Genomic DNA, 21,480 nt, shown 5'->3' with positions numbered 1-21,480 from the left:
GACGAGCGGCTGCGCGCGGAGGTGCAGAAGGCGGTCGACCACGCCAACGAGGCGTCACCCGCCTCGCCCGCGTCGGACACGTCACTGTCCAGGAAGGCGTCCGTGGAGGCACGCCGGGCCCGCCGGCGGCCACCACCGGCACCCTGCCCGGCCGCACCGGCGTCGTCCGCACCACCCTCGCCGTCGTCCGGCACCCGCACCGCGACCTGCGCCCCGGCCGCCCCTGCCGCGACCGCGCCCGCGCCGCCGCCGAGCGGCACCTCGAGCACGTACGCGCTGCCGCTCATGCCCGGCACCTCGTGCGTCTGGAGCACACCGCCGTGGGCCCGCACGATCCCGCGCACGATCGGCTCGTGCACCGGGTCTCCGCCGGCGTAGGGCCCGCGCACCTCGATCCGCGCGACCTCGCCGCGCTGCGCGGCGGCCACGACGACGGTGTTGTCCAGGTAACCGCCCGCCGAGACGGGCGTGTTGCCGGTGGCGTCGACCCCGGCGACGTCCGCCACCAGATGCGCGAGCGCGGTGGCGAGCCGCTGCGGGTCGACCTCGGCCTCGATGGGCGGCGCGTGGACGGCGAACTGCACGCGCCCCGGCCCGATCAGCTCGACGGCCCCGTCCACCCCGGCGGCGACGACGGCGTCCAGCATCACCTTCGTACGGGTGATGTCCTCGCTGCCCGCGTCCAGCCGCTGATAGCCGAGGACGTTGTCGATCAGGGTCGTGATCCGCGAGTACCCGGCGGAGAGGTGGTGCAGCACCTGGTTGGCCTCGGGCCACAGCTGGCCGGCGTCGTCGGCGGCGAGCGCGGACAGCTCGCGGCGCAGCTCGTCCAGCGGCCCGCGCAGGGACTGCCCGAGCAGCGTGACCAGCTGTTCGTGCCGCCCGGCGAGGGCCTCGTACCGGTCCTTCTCCCGCTCCGCGAGCGCCGCGTACCGCTCCTCGCCCGCCGCCAGCTCCTCCGCGTGCTTCTCGCGCAGCTCCTCGACCTCGGTGACGTGCTGCTGGCGCAGCGCGGTCAGGTCGGAGGCGTGTTCTTCGGAGAGCCGTTCCAGCTCCTCGGCGTGCGCCTTCTCCAGCGCGGCCTTCTCCTCGACCAGAGCGTCGAACGGCCGCCGGTCGGTGAAGGTCATCACGGCGCCGACGAGCTGGTCGCCGTCGCGCACCGGCGCGGTGGTCAGGTCGACCGGCACCTTCTGGTCGCCCTTGGACCACAGCACCTGCCCGCGCACCCGGTGCTTGCGCCCGGAGCGCAGGGTGTCGGCGAGCGGCGACTCGTCGTACGGGAAGGGCGAGCCGTCGGCACGGGAGTGCAGCACCAGCGTGTGCAGCTCCTTGCCGCCCAGCTCACCGGCCCGGTACCCCAGTATCTGGGCGGCGGCCGGATTGACGAGCACGATCCGCCCGTCGGTGTCGGTGCCCACGACACCTTCCGCCGCCGCCCGCAGGATCATCTCGGTCTGCCGCTGCGACCGGGCCAGCTCGGCCTCGGTGTCCACGGTCCCGGACAGGTCCCGGACCACGAGCATCAGCAGCTCGTCGCCGGTGTAGCCGTAACCGTCGTACGCCTGCTGCCCGTTCTCCAGGTTCGCGCTGGTGACCTCGACCGGGAACTCGGTCCCGTCGGTCCGCCGCGCGACCATCCGGGTGGGCTTGGTGCGTCCCGTGGGATCCATGTGGTCGGGCCGCCGCATGGAGCCCGGGATGAGCCGGGAGTCGAACTCGGGCAGCAGATCGAGCAGCCCGCGCCCCACGAGAGCCGTACCGGGCGTCTCGAAGGCCTCCAGCGCGATGGTGTTGGCGTTGACGACCGTTCCGTTGGCGTTGACCAGGACCAACGCGTCCGGCAGAGCGTCGAGTATGGCTGCGAGGCGAGCAGCGCCTCGGGATGGCCTGCTGCTCACGAGACGCCTTCCTCCCTGTTACCGCACCTTGCCGACCGCTCGGGCCATCTTGCCAACCGGCCCGCGACGTGTCACGCGAGGGAGTCTAAGGGCACGGATCGCGCTCGCGGCGCCGGATGAGAGGGAGGTCCCACGAGGAAGTGACGGCGAACAGGTGACCGTATGCGCCCGCTCCCCGAGTCCTCCCCGGGACCTTTACGGAACCAATGCGTCCGCCCACCGCGCGCTACGCCGGCCCGCCCATGCGCGGCAGCAGGGGCACCATCCGGTCCCACCGCCCGATCTCGCACCCGTCGCCGCGGCCGTACGAGGCGTCGACCGGGCGCCCGGCCCACGTCCCCGTGACGTGCGCGGTGGCCGGGCCGCCGTAGAGCATGGTGCAGGTGGCGCCGGAAGGGACCGGCGCGAACGGATCCCGCCCCCACCGCGTGTGCGTGTCGAGCACCCGGCAGGCCCCGGCGACGTCCGGATGCCGGCCCCCGCCGGGATGGCAGCGCACCTCGTACGTCCCGTCCCGCCCCGCCCCGGCGTGCCGCACCACGACGGTGAGGTGATCACCCTGGTCCTCCGGCCGGACGGGCGGCGGCGCGGCGCCGGCGGCGGGTACGGCGGTGAGGGGGACGAGGGAGGCGACGGCGCAGAGCGACCCGAGCAGAAGGCGCCGCCCGGCGCCCGGCAGCACAGAATCCATACCCCTACCAACGCGCTCACGCCCCGGACGTTGCGCCCCGCGCGCCCCGCCGGGGGAAGCCCTTTGCCCTGCGGCCCAGGTGCCTAGTACCGTGGGGGGCGATTGGTGACGCGGTGCTCGACTGTGTCATCATCTGCACGCACCACTCGCGCGCTCGCGTGAGCGGTTGTGCTGGAGGCGTCGCCTAGTCCGGTCTATGGCGCCGCACTGCTAATGCGGTTTGGGCCTTAAAGCCCATCGAGGGTTCAAATCCCTCCGCCTCCGCCTCGATCCCGAAGCCCCGGTCCCCAGGACCGGGGCTTCGGCCGTTCACCGGCCACCGTCGCCTGACGCCCCCACCGACGTTTCCACAGGTCACAAGGGGTGTGCGGATCGGATTTCACATGACGGCGGCAGTCATGTAATGTTCTTCCTGTCGCCGCGAGCGGGCCGAAAGGACCGGGAGCGGGGGCGAAACAAAAGAACAAGCACTCGTAGCTTAACGGATAGAGCATCTGACTACGGATCAGAAGGTTGCAGGTTCGAATCCTGCCGAGTGCGCACAGAACAAGAGGCCCCGGAGAGATCCGGGGCCTCTGGCGTTTGTTTGTGTCACGGAGCTGGGCCGAGTACCTCGTCGGCGCTGCGCGGCTCGGTGCGGGGCTGCTGGTTGAGTTTGTGGCGGGTGATGGAGGAGTGTCGGTAGACCTCTTTGCGGGCTCGCATGATGTTGCCCAGCGGGGCGTGCTCGGCGGTGACCCTCCAGGGCGTGAAGGACAGTGAGTCCATCGTCGCCAGGTTCTCCGGGCCGGAGATGTCCTGCTGCGGGAGCCGTAGCCTGGCCACGGTGACGGACGGCGACAGCTTCTCGGGCCACTCCACGGTGGTGTCCTCCACCGGCATCCGTCGCAGGTCGGTGCAGAGCTGGACCTGGATGTCGAAGGCATAGGGCCGTTCCTGCAATTCTGCCTGGAGGGCCGGTCGGAAGACCTCCTGTGCGGAGGACGGGTCGACGGTGCGCCGCACCACGGCGGCGGCGCAGTCCGGGTCGGGGGTGATGCGTACCTTGGCGATGTAGTCGCCGTGTCTGACCGCGCCCATGGTCCAGTAGCTCGACAGGAGCAGGTTGGCCGGTGGGGTCTTCGCCAGGCGGAGGTAGGCCAGGAACTCGTCCCATGCCCAGTTGTCCTGGTCCAGCGTCCCCTTGCCGGTCACGAACTCGGTGAAGAAGCGATGGGCGCCGGGTCGGCCCTGGGAGAAGTAGGCCGGCGCGTTCAGGAACAGTTCCTGGATGAAGAGGTAGTGCTCGACCGTGTTGCAGAAGAAGATCGGCCCGTTGATGTTGGCGTAGTCGAAAGTGCCCGTGTCCGGTTCGTCCTCCAGCAGGGTGGGGCCGGGGATATCGAACATCTTGAGTGCCAGCCCGGTGGCGGCGCCCAGTCGCGCGTCGGCTCCGGCGTGCGGCGAGCCGTTGGAGAAGCGGATGAGCGCATCGTGGGTTCCCGGCGTCGAGTAGATGCCCTGGGCGTATTCCGGGGGCAGCCCGTCCAGGATCTCGACTTCACCGCGGACCAGTCCGTATCCCTTGGCGTGGGCGTCGCGCAGGGCCTGTCCGGTGCCACCGGCCTCGACGGACTCGGCGATGTAGTTCTCGGTCTTCTCGATCACCGTCCGCACGTGCTGGTCGAAGTCCGGGTCCTGTGCCTCGACGTCAGGCGTGTAGGGGACGAACTGTGCTGCCATGACTCCGGCCTCTCCTTTGAGAGCTCGGACCTCGGGGTGGATCTTCCTCAGTCCCTCAGTCCCTCAGTCCTTCAGTTCGGCGAGCCAGCGCAGGGCACGCAGACCCGGCACGAAGCAGTACTCGCCACCGCGGGTGACCACGAAGCTGGGCAGGTTCCGCAGGCGGCGCCGGACCGGCTTGCCGGGAATGGTGACGGTGCCGGTTCCGTCGTGATGGCCGGCCACCGGGTCCTGTTCACCGGGGTAGCCGATGAAGTTGCCGTCGTTGACCCACTCGGACTTGATGAATTCGAACTGGCGTTCGAGGTGGGCTCCGATGAAGACTCCCACCAGTCCCCGGTCGGCACCGTCGTCGTCCAGCACGCCCTCGGGCAGCGGCGGACCGTAGGTGGTGCCGCGGCGAATGATCCGGTGCATCCGTGCGTCGCCGATGATGGTGGCGTCGCGGGGGTTGTTCCGGCGGATGTGCGCGCCGGCGGGACAACGCAAGCCGCGGTCGTCGTTCTCCCGGTACAGGAAGTTGTTGACGCGCTGCGGGTCCGCGGCCAGTTCGGGGTCGTCGTGTTCCGGCGTCAGCGTCAGCGGCGCGCCACTCGGCCAGCGGCCGACCATCTTCGCCGCCAGGAGCGCTTCCTCCTCGGCGCTGGAGCTGTTGGCGCGCAGGTACCGGCGCCAGGCCGCGACGTTGGTGTGAATCTTGCGAACGGCCACGTAGGTTCCGTTGCGTCCCAGCACGTCGGGGGTGGGCATGGGCGGCAGATTGCCGGTCTCGTCGGGGTAGCCGAGGATGAACTCTCCGGCCTTGATGGGGACTTCCTGCGGATTGGAGCCGGGCAGTCCGACTCCTTCGATGTTCGGATGGCTGATGCCGTCCCGGAAGCCGAAAGTGGTGCGTCCGGTGGGGAGCTGGTGGACGTCCTGTTCCCAGATCACCTGGACACCGGGGGTTTCCTGGTAGGCGACCTGGGCCCGTTCCAGGTCCTGGTCCAGTCGTGCCGCGTCTGAGGCGAGGGCGCTCAGCGCGATGTGGACGTCACCCGTCCCGAAGGGTTTCTCCCAGTGGGCCGGGGCGTTCTCGCCCACATCACCGATCAATTCCGCACGAGCGGCCATGCCTTCACGGAACGCCCGCGGAAAGCTGTCCAGCGACTCCTGGGGCACCCCCAGGGCCTTCAGCCCCTGATGGGTGAACGCGACCGCCACCCAGGCGTCCCGGCTCCGGTCCACGCTCGGCAGGCCACCGGAGGTCAGCGGGAGCAGCCGCCGCAGCAGGGCACGCCCGGCGTGGCGGTCGTCAACGCGCAGGAAGACGAACTTTCCCTCGTAGGGGACGGGCCGCGGGCGCAGTGCCCCGCTCTGGACGTCCTCGACCTCGACGCGTACACCGGCCGCGCTGCCGCTGTCTGCCGTGCTCATGATCCTTCGGGCCTCCGCATCGGTTCCTGTCCGACAGCCCCACAGGACGGTTCGCGCCCGCCGACGCGCTTCACCGAAAGCTCTGCCGGGCACCTGTGCCTGGGGGCCGGGGCCTCTCGTTCGGATCACGCCGGGCTCGCGGGGGTCTGATCCAAACGAAAGACCCTAGGCCGAGGCTTCTTCCAACAGCTTCTGGAAGGCAGGGGTGTTGACCAGGTCCGCGTTGGCCGGGTTCTCCAGCGCCGCGCGGAACTCAGGGGTGTCCAGCACCTCTTCGAACGCCTCCTCCACGCGGTGGTCCTTGTAGACCTGCTGCACGGTCAGATCGGGATAGGCGCTGACGAAGACACTCGCGGGCGCCTGGTGAGCGACGAACCAGTCCTTCACCCCGGGGTCCTTGACGCCGGGGAATCCCACGCTGTGCGAGAAGACCTTGTCGAAGCGCTCCCCGACCACCGTCTTGGCGAAGTCGTCGATGTAGGCGTCCCACGAGCCGTCGAAGACGCTGGCGAACATGAACCGGGTGTCGTTGTCGAAGATCACGTGCCGTGCGTCGTGGAGGGTGCCGATCTGGCGCAACGCCGCATGGACCCTCTCGGCCTCCGCCGCGTCGGCCATGGCTGCGAGATCCTTACGCAACGCGTCCGCATGGCCGGGCTTGATCTCGGTGAACACGGTGAACTCGCTGCAGACCCCGTCCGACCTGCCAGGACGCTCAGGGTGAGCCGACTGGTTCGCTCGTGCCGTTGCAGTCATCGTGAAACTCACCTGCCACGGATCGGTGTGAAGGTCGCCAAGCGCTCGAACCCGGGGCACCATCGCCCTCACGCGTCCATGTTCACCACGGATGCGCAGCCCCGCATCTTGGCCGCCGAGGAACGCAGCCCGAGCCGAAGCTGCCGAGGACAGACCGAGCCGGGCGCGGGAAGATGGGACCGGGTCGTGCGTGCTGAGCACGGGACCGTCACCCTCCCGGTCCGCCGTTTCCACGCGGCCGTGAAGCCGCGGCGCAACCCTTCGCACAAAACCCCCTCGCGCCCGGCAGGCGGCCAGGGCACTCGCCTTCCCCGCCAGACCATTGCCCAACGGGATCGCCACCCTGACCTCAGCTGGAGGCAGCCATGGGCGCAGTTCTCGGTGACGTGCTGGGTTTCGCGGCCGGCGTCGCGGTCAGCCCGCTTCCGGTCATCGCCGTCATCCTCGTCCTCGCCACACCCCGAGGACGTCTCAACGGAATCCTCTTCACCGTCGGCTGGATCCTCGGACTCTCGGTGCTGGGGGCCGTGATGCTGGCGATCGCCTCCCCGGCGGGTGCCTCCGCACACAAGCACCCGGCCACCTGGGTGGGGGCTTTGAAGCTCGCCCTCGGTCTGCTCCTTCTCTTCTTCGGTGCCCGGCAGTGGCGGCGGCGCCCGAAGGACCCCTCGCAGGCGAAGCTGCCGAAGTGGATGGGCGCGATCGACCGTCTCACGCCGGTCAAGGTCTTCGGCCTCGGGACGGCGCTGGCCGCGCTCAACGCCAAGAACGCCCCGCTGACCATCGCCGCGGGGGCCGCCATCGGTTCGGCCGGACTGCCCGTCGGGCAGCAGATCGCATCGCTGGCCATCTTCGTCGTGATCGCCACGCTCGGCCTACTGGTCCCGCTCGGCGTTTTCCTCCTCGGAGGAGAACGGGCCAGGACCACGCTCGGGAACTGGAAGGACTGGGCAGCTCAGCACAATGTCGCCGTGATGGCGGTCCTGTTCTTCGTCCTCGGACTGAAACTGCTCGGAGACGGCATCACCGTCATCACCTCCTGACAGGCCACACCTGGCGCTTGGCATCCCTGTCGGCCAAGGCCGGGGCTCGGACGGTGCTGTGGTGCGGAGCCGACGGCAAGGCCAACGGCAACCGACGGCACACCGAGGCACAGGCGCAAGCCGCGGGAGCGGGCAGGAGGGGTCCTCCCTCCATCCGCTTGCCCGGGGACGCGGTGACATGTAGACAGGCGGCATGTCGCAAGGAGCACGTAAGTGGACCGCCTTCGCCGGGACCGCGTTGGCGCTGGGGCTCGCGTGTGTGGCCGGCCGGTGGTGGGTGGGCGAGTCCTGGACCACCGTGATCACCCTCTGCTGCCTTGAGGTGCTGTTCGTCGTGGCCGCCGTCGCAGGAACGCGGCGGGTGCGACGGGGCAGGTAACTCCCCTTTCGCGCGGCTGCCTTCGACGTGTCGGTGCCGGTATTGCCGGTACCGGGTCCGTCACTCGTCGACGGTGCGTGACCGTCGAGCCATGGTGGCCCAGAAGCGGATCAGCTCTTTGCTGCGCATGTCCTGCCACGGGGCGGTCCGCCGCCGGGCGTCGCCCGCAGGAGCGCTTGCTGCTGCCGGCAGAACGGCTCGGGAAGCTCGGCTCGCGGCTGCTGGCCTTTGGCAGGGTAAGGGCACAGCTGTGGCGGCGACGCCGGTTGGCGGCACTCTTGAATCCCTGTGCCAGAGCGATTTCGAGGATCAGTGGAAGCTCGGCTCGATCGCTTCCGCGCGACAGGACGATCTTCTCGCGTTTGGGGCTCCACCGCCTGATGTTCGGGACATGGCGTTCGGCAACGATGCGCATGTGGAGCAGGTAGGCCCTCCGCATCATCGCCTGAGCTGTCCTGGCCCCATGGCGGCGCACGAAAAGGGGGAGCCGTGGCCTTCGCTGCCAGTTCTTTCCCTGTGGCTTTCTTATGAGTCGAGGCATGTCCGGCCCTCGCTGCTGAAACAGAAATGAGGCCTCACCCGGCAGATATTCATGCACCCGTTCGGGCGTCAGCGCACCGTCAACGCGTGGGTGCCGGTCGCCGCAGCCGGCATACCGGCCGGCCGGCCCCTCGGGTCAGCACTCCTCGGTGGGGTCGTTGCGGTTCAGCTTCTCCAGGTATTCGTGGGCCAGGGCCGTGGCGCGGGTGAACCAGTCGGTGATGATCGCCAGTTCCTCCGGGGAGTAGTCGGAGAAGAGGGCCGTCAGGCGCTGGTAGTGGCCCGCGTACACCGCCTCGACGCGGGCGACGGCGTCCGGTACGGCGGCCACGCGGACCCGGCGGCGGTCCGTGGGGTCGGGGCGGCGGGTGACGTAGCCGGCGCGTTCGAGGCGGTTGAGGATGCCGGTCACCGCGCCCGTGGTGACGTGGGCGCGGGCCGCGAGGTCGCCCGCCGTCAGCAGTTCGGCGCCGGCCTCCAGGACGAAGCCGAAACAGGTCAGGTCGGTGACGGTGAGTCCCAGCCGCCGGGCCAGCTCCTGCTGTCCGATGAGGTGGGCGGCGATGAGGTGGTCCATCGCCGACAGCGCCTGGGCCGGAGTGGCGGGCGGGCGCGGCGTGCCGTGCATCTTTCGCAATCCCTTAGTTCGTGAGATATTCGGTGTGTAAACTTCTTAGTCCGTGAGGGAACTGGGTCGTCCCCTGGAGGCGGTTCCATGAGTCTGTACGACGAGGGTCACACGATCGCCGGCTGGACCGGCGTCGCCATCGCGACCGCGGGAGGCACCGTGGTGGGGCTGGGGGTGTGTACGGCCTCCCTCCCCGTGGCCGGTGCCGGGCTGGCCGTGGTGGCGGTGAGCGTCCTGGTGACCTGGGCCCTGCATCTGTCCGGCTGGGGCAAGCCGCCCGGGGTGCGGCCGCGCGGGCAGTGGGGGATGCGGGTCCGGGACGTGCAGGCGCGCGAAGGGCACCCGGGGTGCGTCGGGTGCCGGCTGGCGGGGCGGGGGCGGAAGCGGCCGGCCGACGCACCTGCCTCGGTGTCGGCCCCGGCGCCGGGTGCGATTCCTGCCGAATCGATCCCTCTGTCCCCTATCGAGTGAACGGACTTTCTTCGAACGGCAGTTGCTGATCGCCGACCCTGGCTTCCGGGGTGGAGGTGATGCTCGGTGAACGAGCAGAACGACACCCCGTCGGAGCAGCCGACGGGAGAGAGGCGGGACGCGATCGACATCGACGACTTCGTGTTCGCGGCCACGGGGGCGCGGGTGCGGAGGCTGACGCTGCCGGACGGGGAGCACTGGTTCCCGGCGGTGGATCTGGCGAGCAACCTGGGGTACGCAAACACGCGGCAAGCCTTGTTGTGGCATGTTGCACCGCACTGTCAGAAGTCGCTCGAGGATCTTGCGCGAAGTGTCTATGGAGCAGACGCCTTGCGCAAAATCGCAGGTCACGGCCTCAAAAAGTCGATGCGCATGGTGAATCTCCGTGGGCTCGTCCAGCTCGTCAACGGCTGCACCAAGCCCGAGTGCGGCCCCTTCAAAGGGATGGGTTTGCGAGGTCATCGAGACCGTCCAGCGCGACGGCTCCTACTTCCTCGACCCCGCCCCCGTACAGCCCGCCCCCGACGGCATCACCGCCTACCTCATGCCCCAGCAGGTCGCCGATGCCATCGTGCGGCTGGAGGAGCGGAACATCCGGGCGGACGAGGCGCTGGCGGTCGCGCAGATCGAGCGGATCGAGGAGATGCGCCGGACCAACGAGCACCTGGGGCGGACCAACGAGCACCTGCGGCGGATCGCCGACACCCTGGACCGCGTCGCGGACCGGCTGCGGCCGCCCGCCCCCGCCCGCCCGGCGGTGACCCCTCAGCAGCTCCTCGCGACCTGGCGGGCGAAGAACCTCGTCGTCACCGAGGACGTGCACGCCGTGGCCGCCTGTCTCGCCCCGGCACTGGTACGCGGGCCGGTGCACTGCCGGCTGGAGGAGGTCGCGGACCGGACGGGGCTCACGCTCGACCGGGTCCACGACTGTGTGCGCATGCTGATCAAGCGGGGTTGCGTGCGGCAGGCGGGCGTGGGGGCCGGGGGGACGCCGGTGTACGTGCTGCCGTAGCCGAGCACCGGAAGAAGGAGGCCCGAAGTCGCAAAACGGAGTTGCGGCTTCGGGCCTTCGACCACCGTACCCCCACTCCTCGCCCGCAGCCGCTGTCAGAGCCACGCCTTACCCTCACGAGTGATGGCACAGGTCTGGAAGTGCACGGGACTGCGGTGGGCGGCGGGCGGTCCGGTGCTGGAGTGGGACGGCGGGCGGCGCAGTGCGCTGCCCCGGGGGAAGCGGGTCGCCTTCGCGGTGCCGGAGGGGGGAGGGCGTACGTGTGTGGGGGCGCGGGGGCATGCCTGTCCGGTGCGGGCCGCCGTGCCGGGGCGGAGTACGGGGGCCCGGTGCGAGGAGTGCGCGCGGCTGGACCGGGCGCACTCCGTGGCCGCCGACACGCTCGCGGACGATCCGCGGCCGTACCGCGTGTATCTGGCGTGGTTCGGGCCGGGCATGGTGAAGGTCGGCATCACCGCGGTCGAGCGGGGGCCGGCGCGGCTGCTGGAGCAGGGCGCGGTCTGCTTCAGCCGGCTAGGCACCGGTCCGCTGATGGCCGCCCGGCGCGCCGAGGAGCTGTTGCGGGCCGCGTTGCGGGTGCCGGACCGGATTCCGTACGCCGAGAAGCGGGCGGTGCGCTCGGTGCTGCCGGGGACGGAGGCGGAGCGGGCCGCCGAGGTGCGCGAGCTGCACGCGCGGGCCGTCGCGCTCGCCGGGTGGCCGGAGTCCCTGCGGCCCGAGCCCTGCGAAGTGGTCGACCACGTCGGCGTTTTCGGGCTCGGTGGGGGGCCGGAGGCGGTCGGGGAGGTGGTCGCACTCGTTCCCGGCGGGGGCGTGAGCGGTGAACTGGTCGCGGTCGCCGGGCCCGATCTCCATCTGGCGGTCGGCGGTCGCGGGGCCGTCGTGCTGGACACGCGGCTGATGACCGGCTGGGAGCTGGTGCCGCCGGGATCGGCTGCGGCCGGATGCACGTTCCCTGTGCGGGAGTTCAGGAGGGAACCGGACGGGTTGTTCTGACCCAGGTGTTCCCTGAGAGGCGCCTGTGTGTTTCTCAGGGAAATCACAGATTCGTGAAAGCGTGTTCTCAGAGGGCCCCGACAAGGTGTCCAGCATGACCACGACCTCGCCCCAGGGGCGCACCGAACTGCTGAGGCCGGACGGGAGCCCCGTCCGCGTGCTGGTGGTGGACGACGAGATGTCGATCACCGAACTGCTGAGCATGGCTCTTCGTTACGAGGGCTGGCAGATCAGGAGTGCGGGGGACGGGCAGGGGGCCGTCCAGACGGCCCGTGAGTTCCGGCCCGACGCCGTCGTGCTCGACATGATGCTGCCGGACATGGACGGTCTGACCGTTCTCGGCCGGCTGCGGCGAGAGCTGCCCGATGTGCCCGTCCTGTTCCTGACCGCCAAGGACGCGGTGGAGGACCGTATCGCCGGTCTCACCGCCGGTGGGGACGACTACGTCACCAAGCCGTTCAGTCTCGAAGAGGTCGTCGCGCGGCTGCGCGGGCTGATCCGCCGGTCGGGGGCCGCCGACCGGCGGTCCGACTCGGTGCTCGTCGTGGGCGACCTGACCCTGGACGAGGACAGCCACGAGGTGTCGCGGGGCGGCGAGAACATCCATCTGACCGCCACCGAGTTCGAGCTGCTGCGCTTCCTCATGCGCAACCCCCGGCGGGTGCTGAGCAAGGCGCAGATCCTGGACCGCGTGTGGTCGTACGACTTCGGCGGGCAGGCCAACGTGGTCGAGCTGTACATCTCCTACCTGCGGCGGAAGATCGACGCCGGGCGGGAGCCGATGATCCACACCCGGCGCGGAGCCGGTTATCTGATCAAGCCCGCCGCGTCATGAGCGGGCGGCGACGACCGGGTCCGCAGCGGCGGCGGAAGCGACGAGCCGGACAGCCGCGCACGCTGCGGACACGGCTCGTCGTCGCGTCCGTGACCCTGATCGCCGTGGTGTGCGCCGTGATCGGCACGGTCACCACGCTGGCGTTGCGCTCCCACCTGTACGAACAGCTGGACGGGCAGGTGACGGATGCCGGCAAGCGCCTGTCCGGGCCCATGAAGCCCGGCGGCATGAACGACTCCGGGCTGACGGACCGGCTCACCGGCTTCGTCAAGGGGCCGACGCAGCCGAAGACCATCGCCGCCGAGGTGGGGCCCGGCGGCACGGTCACCCGGGCGGTCATCGCCAGGCGCCCCGACACCGACAACGGCCCATTCCAGCGCAACGACGCCGTCGCCCTCAGCGACGAGCAGAAGGCCGCTCTGAACAAGGTGCCCACCCGGGGCACGCACACCGTCGCCATCCCGGGCCTCGGCGAGTACCTCGCGCGGTACGTCACCGGAGCCGAGGGCACCTACTACGTCGCCCTGCCCACCGAGACGGTCGGCAACACGATCAACACCCTGATCCTCGTCGAGATCAGCGTCACCGCGGCCGGTCTCGCCGCCGCCGCCATCGCGGGGTACGTGCTCGTCGGCGTCGCCACCCGTCCCCTGCGCAAGGTCGCCGCCACCGCCACCCGGGTGTCCGAACTCCCCCTGCACACCGGCGAGGTGAAGCTCAGCGAGCGGGTCCCGGAATCGGAGTGCGATCCGCACACCGAGGTCGGGCAGGTCGGTGCGGCGCTCAACCGCATGCTGGACCACGTCCACGGCGCCCTGCACGCCCGGCAGCAGAGCGAGACGCGGGTACGGCAGTTCGTCGCCGACGCCAGCCACGAGCTGCGGACGCCGCTCGCCTCCATCCGGGGGTACGCCGAGCTGACCCGGCGGGGGCGGGAGCAGGTCGGGCCGGACACGCGGCACGCGCTGGGGCGGATCGAGTCGGAGGCGGGGCGGATGACCCTGCTGGTGGAGGATCTGCTGCTGCTCGCCCGGCTGGACGCCGGCCGCCCGTTGCAGTTCGAGCAGACCGATCTCGTGCCCCTCGTGGTGGACACCGTCAGCGACGCCCGGGCGGCCGGCATGGACCACGTCTGGCGGCTCGACCTGCCCGACGAGCCGGCGCCGGTGTCGGCGGACGCGGCCCGGTTGCAGCAGGTGCTGGTCAACCTGCTGGGCAACGCCCGCAACCACACGCCGCCCGGTACGACGGTCACCGCGCGCGTGCAGCGGCGCGGACCGTGGATGTGCGTGGACGTCGAGGACAACGGGCCGGGGATCCCGCCGGAGCTGCTGCCGCACGTCTTCGAGCGGTTCGCGCGCGGGGACTCCGCGCGTTCGCGCGCCACCGGGTCCACGGGGCTCGGGCTGGCGATCGTGCAGGCGGTGGCCGCCGCGCACGGCGGGGCCGTGACGGTGGACAGCGCTCCCGGCCGCACGGTGTTCACCGTGCATCTGCCCGCCCTCGGTCCGGCCGCTCCCCGCCCGGAGCCCGGAACGCGCCGGCGGTCGGACTCACAGGCACAGCACAGTGCCACCACACGGGTGCGACAGGGCGCTTGAGAACAGTCGGTGCCATGCGAACCGACTCTTCTCCCGGCACCCTGCCGGCGCGGGAGCACCTCCCGGCCGGAGACGCCGGCACGCCTGTCCTGGACGTAGTGGTCCCCGTCCACAACGAGGAGAAGGACCTCCAGCCGTGCGTCCGCAGACTGCACGAGCACCTCACGCGCACCTTCCCGTACGCGTTCCGCATCACGGTCGCGGACAACGCGTCCACGGACACCACTGCGCTGGTGGCGGCGCGGCTGGAGGCGGAGATCCCGGAGGTCAGGAGCGTCCGCCTGGAGCAGAAGGGGCGGGGACGGGCGCTGCGGACCGTGTGGTCGGCGTCGGACGCCCCGATCCTCGCCTACATGGACGTCGACCTGTCCACCGACCTCAACGCCCTGCTGCCGCTGGTGGCGCCGCTGATCTCCGGCCACTCCGACCTGGCGATCGGCTCCCGGCTCGCCCGCACCTCCCGGGTCGTGCGCGGCCCCAAGCGGGAGTTCATCAGCCGGGCCTACAACCTGATCCTGCGCGGCTCGCTCCAGGCGCGCTTCTCGGACGCGCAGTGCGGGTTCAAGGCGATCCGGCGCGATGTGGCGCAGGTGCTGCTGCCGCTGGTGGAGGACACCGGATGGTTCTTCGACACGGAGATGCTGGTGCTCGCCGAGCGGGCGGGGCTCAGGATCCACGAGGTGCCGGTCGACTGGGTGGACGACCCCGACTCCACCGTGCACATCGTGCGGACCGCGACCGACGACCTGAAGGGCGTGTGGCGGGTGGGCAGGGCGCTGACCACCGGCTCGCTGCCGCTGGACCGGCTGACCCGGCCCTTCGGTGACGACCCGCGCGACCGCGAACTGACCGACGTGCCCCGGGGGCTCGCCCGCCAGCTGGTCGGCTTCTGCGCGGTCGGCGCCCTGTCGACGCTCTTCTACCTGCTGCTGTACAGCGTCTTCCGGCAGTTCTGCGGCTCGCAGCTCGCCAACGCGCTCGCGCTGCTGGTCTCGGCCGTGGCCAACACGGCCGCCAACCGCCGGCTCACCTTCGGGGTGCGCGGCCGGGGCGGGGCGGTACGGCACCAGGCGCAGGGCCTGGTCGTGTTCGGCATCGGTCTCGCGCTGACCAGTGGTTCGCTCGCCGCCCTGAACGCGGCCACGGACAGCCCGGCGCACTCCACCGAACTGGCGGTGCTCGTCGCGGCCAACCTGGCGGCCACCGTGCTGCGGTTTCTGCTGTTCCGCGCCTGGGTCTTCCCGGAGCGCCGGGAGTCCGCCCCGTCCCCGGCACCGGACGCGCACACGCCGGCCGCCCCGGCCCGGCGCACGACGGCTCCGTACGCACCGGATCAGCGCACCACGGCCCCGTACACACCGCTCCCGCAGCGGCCGGTCGCACCGCCGCGGCCGTACCAGACCACTGCGTTCCGCGCCGGTGAGGCCGCGGACGCCGACTGGAGCGGCGTCACCGACGCGACCGTGCGGTTGCAGCCGGTGCGCCCTCACGACACCGACCCGGGGGATGCCCGATGACCACCCACTACGACCCGCCGACGACAGAGCACGGCACCCCGGCCGTCTGGGGGCCGCCGCCGACCGCGCCCCCGCGGGGCACCGAAGCCGGTGCGCCGAGGCAGCCGTTCGTACGGAGACTGTGGCGCGGCCGGCCCGAGGACCCCCGCTGGGTCCGCCCGGCCCTCCTCGGCCTGCTCGCCACCACCCTCCTGCTGTACCTCTACAACCTCAGCGCCTCCGGCTACGCCAACTCCTTCTACTCGGCGGCGGTCCAGGCGGGCAGCAGGTCCTGGAAGGCGTTCTTCTTCGGCTCGCTGGACGCGGGCAACGCGATCACGGTGGACAAGCCGCCGGCCTCGCTGTGGCCGATGGAGCTGTCGGTCAGGGTCTTCGGACTGCACTCGTGGGCGATCCTCGCGCCCGAGGTGCTGATGGGTGTGGCGACGGTCGCCGTCGTGTACGCGGCCGTGCGCCGCCGGTTCAGCCCGGTGGCGGGTCTGGTCGCGGGCGCGGTGCTGGCGCTCACGCCGGTCGCGGCGCTGATGTTCCGGTTCAACAACCCGGACGCGATGCTGGCCCTGCTGATGTCGGTGGCCTGCTACCTCGTCGTCCGGGGCGTGGAGGACGGCCGTACCAAGTGGCTGGTGTGGGCCGGGGTCGCGATCGGCTTCGCGTTCCTCGCCAAGACGCTCCAGGCGTTCCTGATCCTGCCGGCGCTGGCGGCCGTGTACGCGGTGTGCGCGCCCGTGCCGGTGAGGAAGCGGTTCGGCCAGCTGGCCGCGGCGACGCTCGCGCTGGGCGTCTCGGGCGGCTGGTGGGTGGCGATCGTCGAGCTGTGGCCTGCGTCGTCCCGCCCGTACATCGGCGGCTCGCAGAACAACAGCTTCCTGGAGCTGACCTTCGGCTACAACGGGCTCGGCCGTCTCAACGGCGAGGAGACCGGCAGCGTGGGCGGCGGCGGTGGCGGCGCGGGCGGCTCCGGCATGTGGGGCGAGACCGGCTGGGACCGGATGTTCGACTCCGAGATCGGCGGCCAGATCTCCTGGCTGCTGCCCGCCGCGCTGATCCTGCTCGTCGCCGGCCTGGTGGCCACGCGCAGGGCCCGCCGGACGTCCGTCACCCGCGCCTCGTTCCTGGTCTGGGGCGGCTCGCTGCTGATGACCATGGTGGTGTTCAGCTACATGGCGGGCATCTTCCACCAGTACTACACGGTGGCCCTCGCCCCCTACCTGGCGGCCGTCGTCGGCATGGGCGCCGGGCTGCTGTGGGAGAGGCGGCGGGAGGTGTGGGCGTCGATCGCGCTCGCCGCGTCCGTGGTCGCGGCGGCGGCCTGGGGGTACGTCCTGCTCAACCGCACCCCCGACTACCTGCCCTGGCTGAAGTGGCTGGTCCTGATCGGCGGACTGACCGCGGCGCTCGGCCTGGTCTTCGCCGGCCGGATCTCCCGGCGACTGGCCCTCGCGGCGGCGGCGGTGGGTCTCGTGGCGGCGCTGGCCGGACCCACGGCGTACACCCTGAGCACGCTCCAGGAAGGGCACACCGGCTCGATCGTCACGGCCGGTCCGGCGGGCGCGAGCGTCATGGGCGGCCGGGGCGGCGGTCCCGGTGGTGCCGGTGCGCGGGGCGGCTTCCGCGGCGGGATGCCGGGCGGACAGGGGCAGCGGAACCAGCAAGGCAATGGTTTCCCGGGTGGCGGTGGCCTCGGCGGGGGCACCCCGGCGCAGCCGGGTCAGCAAGGGCAGCGCAACGGCAACGGCTTCGGCTTCCCCGGCGGCCGGACGGGTGAGGGCGGCATGGGCGGCGCCGGTGGCGTGGGTGGCCTGCTGAACGGCGCGAGCGTGTCGTCCGAGGCCAGGAAGCTGCTGGAGCAGGACGCCTCGCGGTACACCTGGGTCGCCGCGTCCGTCGGCTCCCAGAACGCGGCGAGCCACCAGCTCGCCACCGGTGACCCGGTGATGGCGATCGGCGGCTTCAACGGCACCGATCCGTCCCCGACGCTCGCCCAGTTCAAGAAGTACGTCGAGGAGGGCAGGATCCACTACTTCATCGCCGGCGGCGGCATGGGCGGCGGCGGCAACAGCGGCACCGCCTCGCAGATCAGCTCGTGGATCCAGAGCACCTTCAAGAAGGTGACGGTGGGATCGGCGACCTTCTACGACCTCACGCAGAAGGCGAGCGGCTGAGGGCGGCCGGTTGGCCGGGACATGCGTTGTACACCGTATAGCGACAGCTATACGGTGTACGGCATGTCCAGGACCGTGTTGTCGAGCAGCACGGTGAGCCGCGCCAGGCAGATCACGCCGAGGATCAGCCGGCGTCGGGGTGGCCTTGGGGGGCCGCCGACCGCTACGGCCGCAAGAAGATGCTGATCGCCGGGCTCGCCCTGTTCGGCGTCGGTTCGCTCGTGGCCGGACTCGCCGGCAGCACCGGTCAGCTGATCGCCGCACGGGCCGGGATGGGCGTCGGCGGCGCGCTGCTGGTGACCACCACGCTGGCCGTGGCGATGCAGATCTCCTCCCCCGCGCAGCAGCCGAAGGCGATCGGCGTCTGGAGCGCGGTCAACGCGCTGGGCTTCGCCGGCGGCCCGCTGATCGGCGGCTTCGTGCTCGACCACTTCTGGTGGGGCGCGATCTTCCTGATCAACATCCCGGTCGCGGCGCTCGGCCTGGTCGCCGTGGTGGTGCTCGTACCGGAGTCGAGGAACCCGCGCGGTGACCGCCCGGACCCGGCGGGCGCGGTGCTCTCCACCATCGGCATGGCCTCGCTGGTGTCCGCGATCATCTCCGGGCCGGGGCACGGCTGGACGTCGGCGCGCGTGCTCGGCACGGCGGCCGTGGCCGTGCTGGTGCTGAGCGCCTTCGCCTGGTGGGAGAGCCCGGCCGGCGAGCCGATGCTCGACCTCCACTTCTTCCGGGACCCGCGGTTCACGGGGGCGGTCGCCGGGGCCGTGCTCATCGTGTTCGGCATGGGCGGCGCGTTGTTCCTGCTGACGCAGCACCTTCAACTCGTGCTCGGGTACGCGCCGCTGGAGGCCGGGCTGCGGACCGCTCCGCTCGCGCTGACCGTGGTGGCGCTCAACTTCACCGGGCTGTCGGCGAAGTGGTCGGCACGGCTGGGCACGCCGGTGTCGATCGCGCTGGGCATGGTGTGCATGGCCGCGGGCCTGGTGTCGATCGCCGAGGTGGACTCCGGGGGCTATGCGGGGACGCTGCTCGGGCTGTTGCTGATCGGCGCGGGGTGCGCGGTGGCGAATCCGGCGATGGCACACGCCATCATGAGCGCGAACCCCCCGGAGAAGGCGGGGGTGGGGGCCGGGATCAACGGCACCCTCGCCGAATTCGGGAACGGGCGCGGCGTTGCCGTGCTGGGTGCTGTGCTCAGCTCTTCCGTGGCGTCGGGGCAGCCGTTGTCCGCCGCGCTGGGCGCGGGTCAGTTGGTGGGCGCCGTCGCGGTGCTCGTCGGGGGCATCCTGGCGGCCGGATTGCTTCGGCGGGCGGAGAGGGTGTCCGCCTAGCGGCTCGGGGGATGGGGTAGTCGGGCGACTGTGGGTGCGTTGTGGCTGGTCGCGCAGTTGCCCGCGCCCCTAGGTTGGGACAGTGAGCGCAAACGAGGAAGGGCCGCCGGTGGCGAAGGCAGCAGGTCGGTCGGCGCGCGACAGCGTGTGGCTGGAGGGCAGGGCCCGGCGCGGTGGGCGCAGTGGGCAGCCGTCCGGGCTGGACCGGGAGCGGATCACCGCGGCCTCCGTGCGGCTGCTGGACGCCGAGGGCCTCGCCAAGTTCTCCATGCGGCGGCTGGCGGCCGAGCTGAACGTCACCGCGATGTCCCTGTACTGGTACGTCGACACCAAGGACGACCTGCTCGAACTCGCCCTGGACGCGACCTACGCCGAGCTGCGGCTGCCCGACCCGGAGGACACCGACGAGGACTGGCGGGAGCAGCTGCGCGCGCTGGCCATCGCCTACCGGGCGCTGCTGGTCCGCCACCCCTGGCTGTCCCCGCTGGCCGGACGTTTCCTCAACATCGGCCCGAACTCGCTCGCGTTCTCGCGGGCGGTCCAGCGGGTCGTCCGGCGCGCCGGGCTGCCCGCGCACGGGGTGACCGGGGCGATCTCGGCCGTCTTCCAGTTCGTGTACGGCTTCGGCACGATCGAGGGGCACTTCCTCACCCGGATAGCGGACACCGGGTTGAGCGCCGACGAGTACTTCGAGCAGGCCATGTCCCTGGTGGACGAGGTTCCCGGGACCGCCGAGATGATGAAGGAGTCCAAGGCCCTCATGGCGGCGCGCGGTGGTGACACGGTGGCCGAGATGCTGGACCGCGACTTCGCCTTCGCCCTGGACCTGCTGATCGCCGGCATCGAGGCGATGGTCGCCCGCGGCTGACCGCCCCCGTCACGAGCCGCACACCGCGAACCGGCCCTGGCGGGCCGAGGCCGGCCTCGGCGATCACTCGGACGCCGGCCACCGCCCTGGCGGGGTCATCCGGCATGCGCGATCAGTCGGACACCAGCCGTGCCGGGAACCCGCCGGTCGCCACCGGGCCCCATCGTTCGGGGGTGACCCGGATGATGGACTTGCCCTGCCTGACCATCGCCTGGCGGTACTCGTCCCAGTCGGGGTGTTCGCCGGCGATGTTGCGGTAGTACTCGACCAGCGGTTCCACGGAGTCGGGTGTGTCGACGACCTCGGCCGTGCCGTCGATCTGGACCCAGGGGCCGTTCCAGTCGTCGCTGAGGACGACCAGGCTGACCCGGGGGTCCCGCTTGGCGTTGCGGGTCTTGGCCCGCTCGGGGTAGGTCGAGACGACGATCCGGCCGGAGTCGTCCACGCCGCAGGTCAGGGGGGACGCCTGCGGGGAGCCGTCGGCCCGGCGCGTGATCAGCAGGGCGCGGTGCCGCGGGCGTACGAAGTCCAGCAGCTCGTCCAGCGATACACGGGTGTTGGTAGCGATGTTCGGTGCCATGGAGGGCAGCCTAGGGGCAGCGGGCGCCCCCGTGGCTGACCCTGCTGAGCCTATGTCTACGCCTGGGGCAGGGAGTCGCCCTGCACCGCCTGGATGTCCAGCTCGACCTTCAGCGTGGTGCCGATCGCCGCGATCCCGGCCTGGAGGACCTGGTTGTAGTTCATCGCGAAGTCCTCGCGGTGCAGTTCGGTGGTGGCCCGGAACGCGGCGCGGGTGCCGCCCCACGGGTCGGCGCCGGTGCCCAGGTAGGCCAGGTCCAGGTCGACGGGTCGTACGACCCCGTGCAGGGACAGCTCGCCGTGCACGGTCCAGCGGTCGGAGCCGGCCTGCGTCAGTCCCGTGGAGCGGTAGGTGATCTCGGGGTGGTTCTCGACGTCGAGGAAGTCCGCGGAGCGCAGGTGCGTGTCCCGCATGCCGTTGCCGGTGTCGATGGACGCGGCCTTGATCACCGCCTCCACGCGGGACTTGGCGACGTCGTCGGGCGCGATCTCGATCGTGCCGCCGAACTCCGTGAACCGGCCGTGCACGCTGGAGATGCCCAGGTGCTGGGCGACCGCGGCGACGGAGGAGTGCGCCGGGTCGATGGTCCAGGGGCCGGGCGGCGGCAGCTCGGTGCCGCCCTGCCGGGCCAGTGTGACCGTGCCGACCTCGGCCCGGCCGCTGCCGGTGACGATCGCGCTGGACGCGGCGGGCGCGTAGCCGACGGCGGTCACGATCACGGTGTACGCCCCCGGCGCCAGCTCGGTGGTGTCCCGTACGGCCCCCTCGGCGTCCGCCTCGGCCCGCAGCACCTGCGTGCCGGTCATGTCGGTCACCGTGACGACCGCGTGCGACACGGCCCACCCGTCCCGCGTACGGATCTTCGCGGTCAGTCCCATCCCGTTTCTCCCTGAAAAAAGCTCAAAAACTGGTCGTATGAGACCGGCCCGTGGCGGGCGCGCCCCGGCGCGCACGGCACCGAACTGGAGTCCCTCGGCTGGTACGGGCTCCAGCATCTGCACGCCCACGACAAGACCGCCGGCGTCGGC

The 21,480-nt window shown here is 71.3% G+C and carries 19 protein-coding genes, 2 tRNA genes and 2 pseudogenes; 15 read left to right on the top strand and 8 right to left on the bottom strand.

The genetic code is table 11. The annotated features are described in order from the left end of the window. A partial coding sequence (locus ABZV94_RS31650; protein ID WP_356346453.1) for a PAS domain-containing protein occupies positions 1–1,901 on the bottom strand: 1,901 nt, incomplete at its 3' end. Positions 1,902–2,127: 226 nt separating this feature from the next. Next, a complete protein-coding gene (locus tag ABZV94_RS31645; protein WP_356346450.1) occupies positions 2,128–2,592 on the bottom strand; it encodes an SSI family serine proteinase inhibitor in 465 nt (154 codons plus the stop codon). 173 nt (positions 2,593–2,765) lie between these two features. Between ABZV94_RS31645 and ABZV94_RS31640 the strand changes: the two genes are divergently transcribed. Then, positions 2,766–2,856 (top strand) — tRNA-Ser (locus ABZV94_RS31640). Between the two features lie 203 nt (positions 2,857–3,059). Next, a tRNA-Arg gene (locus ABZV94_RS31635) sits at positions 3,060–3,132 on the top strand. Positions 3,133–3,183: 51 nt separating this feature from the next. On the opposite strand, the gene ABZV94_RS31630 is transcribed toward ABZV94_RS31635, so the two are convergent. The 3 genes from ABZV94_RS31630 to ABZV94_RS31620 form a co-directional block, all read right to left on the bottom strand. Then, complete coding sequence (locus tag ABZV94_RS31630) at positions 3,184–4,314, bottom strand: catalase family protein (protein ID WP_356346449.1); 1,131 nt, start codon at positions 4,312–4,314, stop codon at positions 3,184–3,186. Between the two features lie 63 nt (positions 4,315–4,377). Then, a complete protein-coding gene (locus ABZV94_RS31625) occupies positions 4,378–5,730 on the bottom strand; it encodes a Dyp-type peroxidase (RefSeq protein ID WP_356346447.1) in 1,353 nt (450 codons plus the stop codon). Positions 5,731–5,895: 165 nt separating this feature from the next. Continuing rightward, positions 5,896–6,348, bottom strand: coding sequence for a hypothetical protein (locus ABZV94_RS31620; protein WP_356346445.1), 453 nt, complete (start codon positions 6,346–6,348; stop codon positions 5,896–5,898). A gap of 503 nt (positions 6,349–6,851) precedes the next feature. Here ABZV94_RS31620 and ABZV94_RS31615 point away from each other — a divergent pair. From ABZV94_RS31615 to ABZV94_RS31605, 3 genes are all read left to right on the top strand, one after another. After that, positions 6,852–7,529, top strand: a complete 678-nt coding sequence (locus ABZV94_RS31615; RefSeq protein WP_356346442.1) for a GAP family protein — start codon at positions 6,852–6,854, stop codon at positions 7,527–7,529. A 193-nt stretch (positions 7,530–7,722) separates the two neighbouring features. Then, positions 7,723–7,908: a hypothetical protein gene (locus ABZV94_RS31610; protein ID WP_356346440.1), complete on the top strand. Its 186-nt coding sequence runs from the start codon at positions 7,723–7,725 to the stop codon at positions 7,906–7,908. 91 nt (positions 7,909–7,999) lie between these two features. After that, entirely contained in the window at positions 8,000–8,479 is a 480-nt protein-coding gene (locus tag ABZV94_RS31605) for a hypothetical protein (protein WP_356346437.1), read from the top strand. 105 nt (positions 8,480–8,584) lie between these two features. Here the strand turns inward: ABZV94_RS31605 and ABZV94_RS31600 are convergent, their stop codons facing one another. After that, positions 8,585–9,076, bottom strand: coding sequence for a MarR family transcriptional regulator (locus tag ABZV94_RS31600; RefSeq protein WP_356346435.1), 492 nt, complete (start codon positions 9,074–9,076; stop codon positions 8,585–8,587). Between the two features lie 87 nt (positions 9,077–9,163). Here ABZV94_RS31600 and ABZV94_RS31595 point away from each other — a divergent pair, with 87 nt between their 5' ends. The 10 genes and pseudogenes from ABZV94_RS31595 (at position 9,164) to ABZV94_RS31550 (ending at position 19,872) form a co-directional block, all read left to right on the top strand. After that, a complete protein-coding gene (locus ABZV94_RS31595; RefSeq protein WP_356346433.1) occupies positions 9,164–9,547 on the top strand; it encodes an HGxxPAAW family protein in 384 nt (127 codons plus the stop codon). A 66-nt stretch (positions 9,548–9,613) separates the two neighbouring features. Beyond that, positions 9,614–9,931: pseudogene (locus tag ABZV94_RS31590) on the top strand (BRO family protein); the annotation flags it as partial. A gap of 1 nt (position 9,932) precedes the next feature. Then, positions 9,933–10,559: a DNA-binding protein gene (locus tag ABZV94_RS31585; protein ID WP_356346430.1), complete on the top strand. Its 627-nt coding sequence runs from the start codon at positions 9,933–9,935 to the stop codon at positions 10,557–10,559. 123 nt (positions 10,560–10,682) lie between these two features. Beyond that, complete coding sequence (locus ABZV94_RS31580) at positions 10,683–11,555, top strand: DUF2797 domain-containing protein (protein ID WP_356346427.1); 873 nt, start codon at positions 10,683–10,685, stop codon at positions 11,553–11,555. A 94-nt stretch (positions 11,556–11,649) separates the two neighbouring features. Further along, entirely contained in the window at positions 11,650–12,390 is a 741-nt protein-coding gene (locus ABZV94_RS31575; RefSeq protein WP_356346424.1) for a response regulator transcription factor, read from the top strand. Beyond that, positions 12,387–13,991 (top strand): HAMP domain-containing sensor histidine kinase, encoded by a 1,605-nt coding sequence (locus ABZV94_RS31570; RefSeq protein WP_356346422.1) that lies wholly within the window; start codon positions 12,387–12,389, stop codon positions 13,989–13,991. The genes ABZV94_RS31575 and ABZV94_RS31570 overlap by 4 nt, the downstream gene beginning before the upstream one ends. Positions 13,992–14,005: 14 nt before the next feature. After that, positions 14,006–15,508, top strand: coding sequence for a glycosyltransferase (locus ABZV94_RS31565; RefSeq protein ID WP_356346420.1), 1,503 nt, complete (start codon positions 14,006–14,008; stop codon positions 15,506–15,508). Then, positions 15,505–17,673: a glycosyltransferase family 39 protein gene (locus ABZV94_RS31560; RefSeq protein WP_356346417.1), complete on the top strand. Its 2,169-nt coding sequence runs from the start codon at positions 15,505–15,507 to the stop codon at positions 17,671–17,673. The genes ABZV94_RS31565 and ABZV94_RS31560 overlap by 4 nt, the downstream gene beginning before the upstream one ends. A 152-nt stretch (positions 17,674–17,825) precedes the next feature. Continuing rightward, positions 17,826–19,004 (top strand): annotated as a pseudogene (locus ABZV94_RS31555) (MFS transporter); the annotation flags it as partial. Positions 19,005–19,113: 109 nt separating this feature from the next. Next, entirely contained in the window at positions 19,114–19,872 is a 759-nt protein-coding gene (locus ABZV94_RS31550) for a TetR/AcrR family transcriptional regulator (RefSeq protein ID WP_356346415.1), read from the top strand. Between the two features lie 112 nt (positions 19,873–19,984). Here the strand turns inward: ABZV94_RS31550 and ABZV94_RS31545 are convergent, their stop codons facing one another. After that, positions 19,985–20,452 carry a PPOX class F420-dependent oxidoreductase gene (locus tag ABZV94_RS31545; RefSeq protein ID WP_356346413.1) on the bottom strand — a complete coding sequence of 156 codons (468 nt, stop codon included), beginning with the start codon at positions 20,450–20,452 and terminating at the stop codon, positions 19,985–19,987. A 56-nt stretch (positions 20,453–20,508) separates the two neighbouring features. Then, entirely contained in the window at positions 20,509–21,330 is an 822-nt protein-coding gene (locus tag ABZV94_RS31540) for a YceI family protein (RefSeq protein ID WP_356346411.1), read from the bottom strand. Positions 21,331–21,480: the final 150 nt, after the last annotated feature.

Origin of the sequence: Streptomyces sp. NPDC004658 (assembly GCF_040609555.1) — a bacterium.
Taxonomy (GTDB): domain Bacteria; phylum Actinomycetota; class Actinomycetes; order Streptomycetales; family Streptomycetaceae; genus Streptomyces.
Note: the sequence above shows the minus strand (reverse complement) of the source record. Positions and strands in the feature narration are given on the sequence as shown.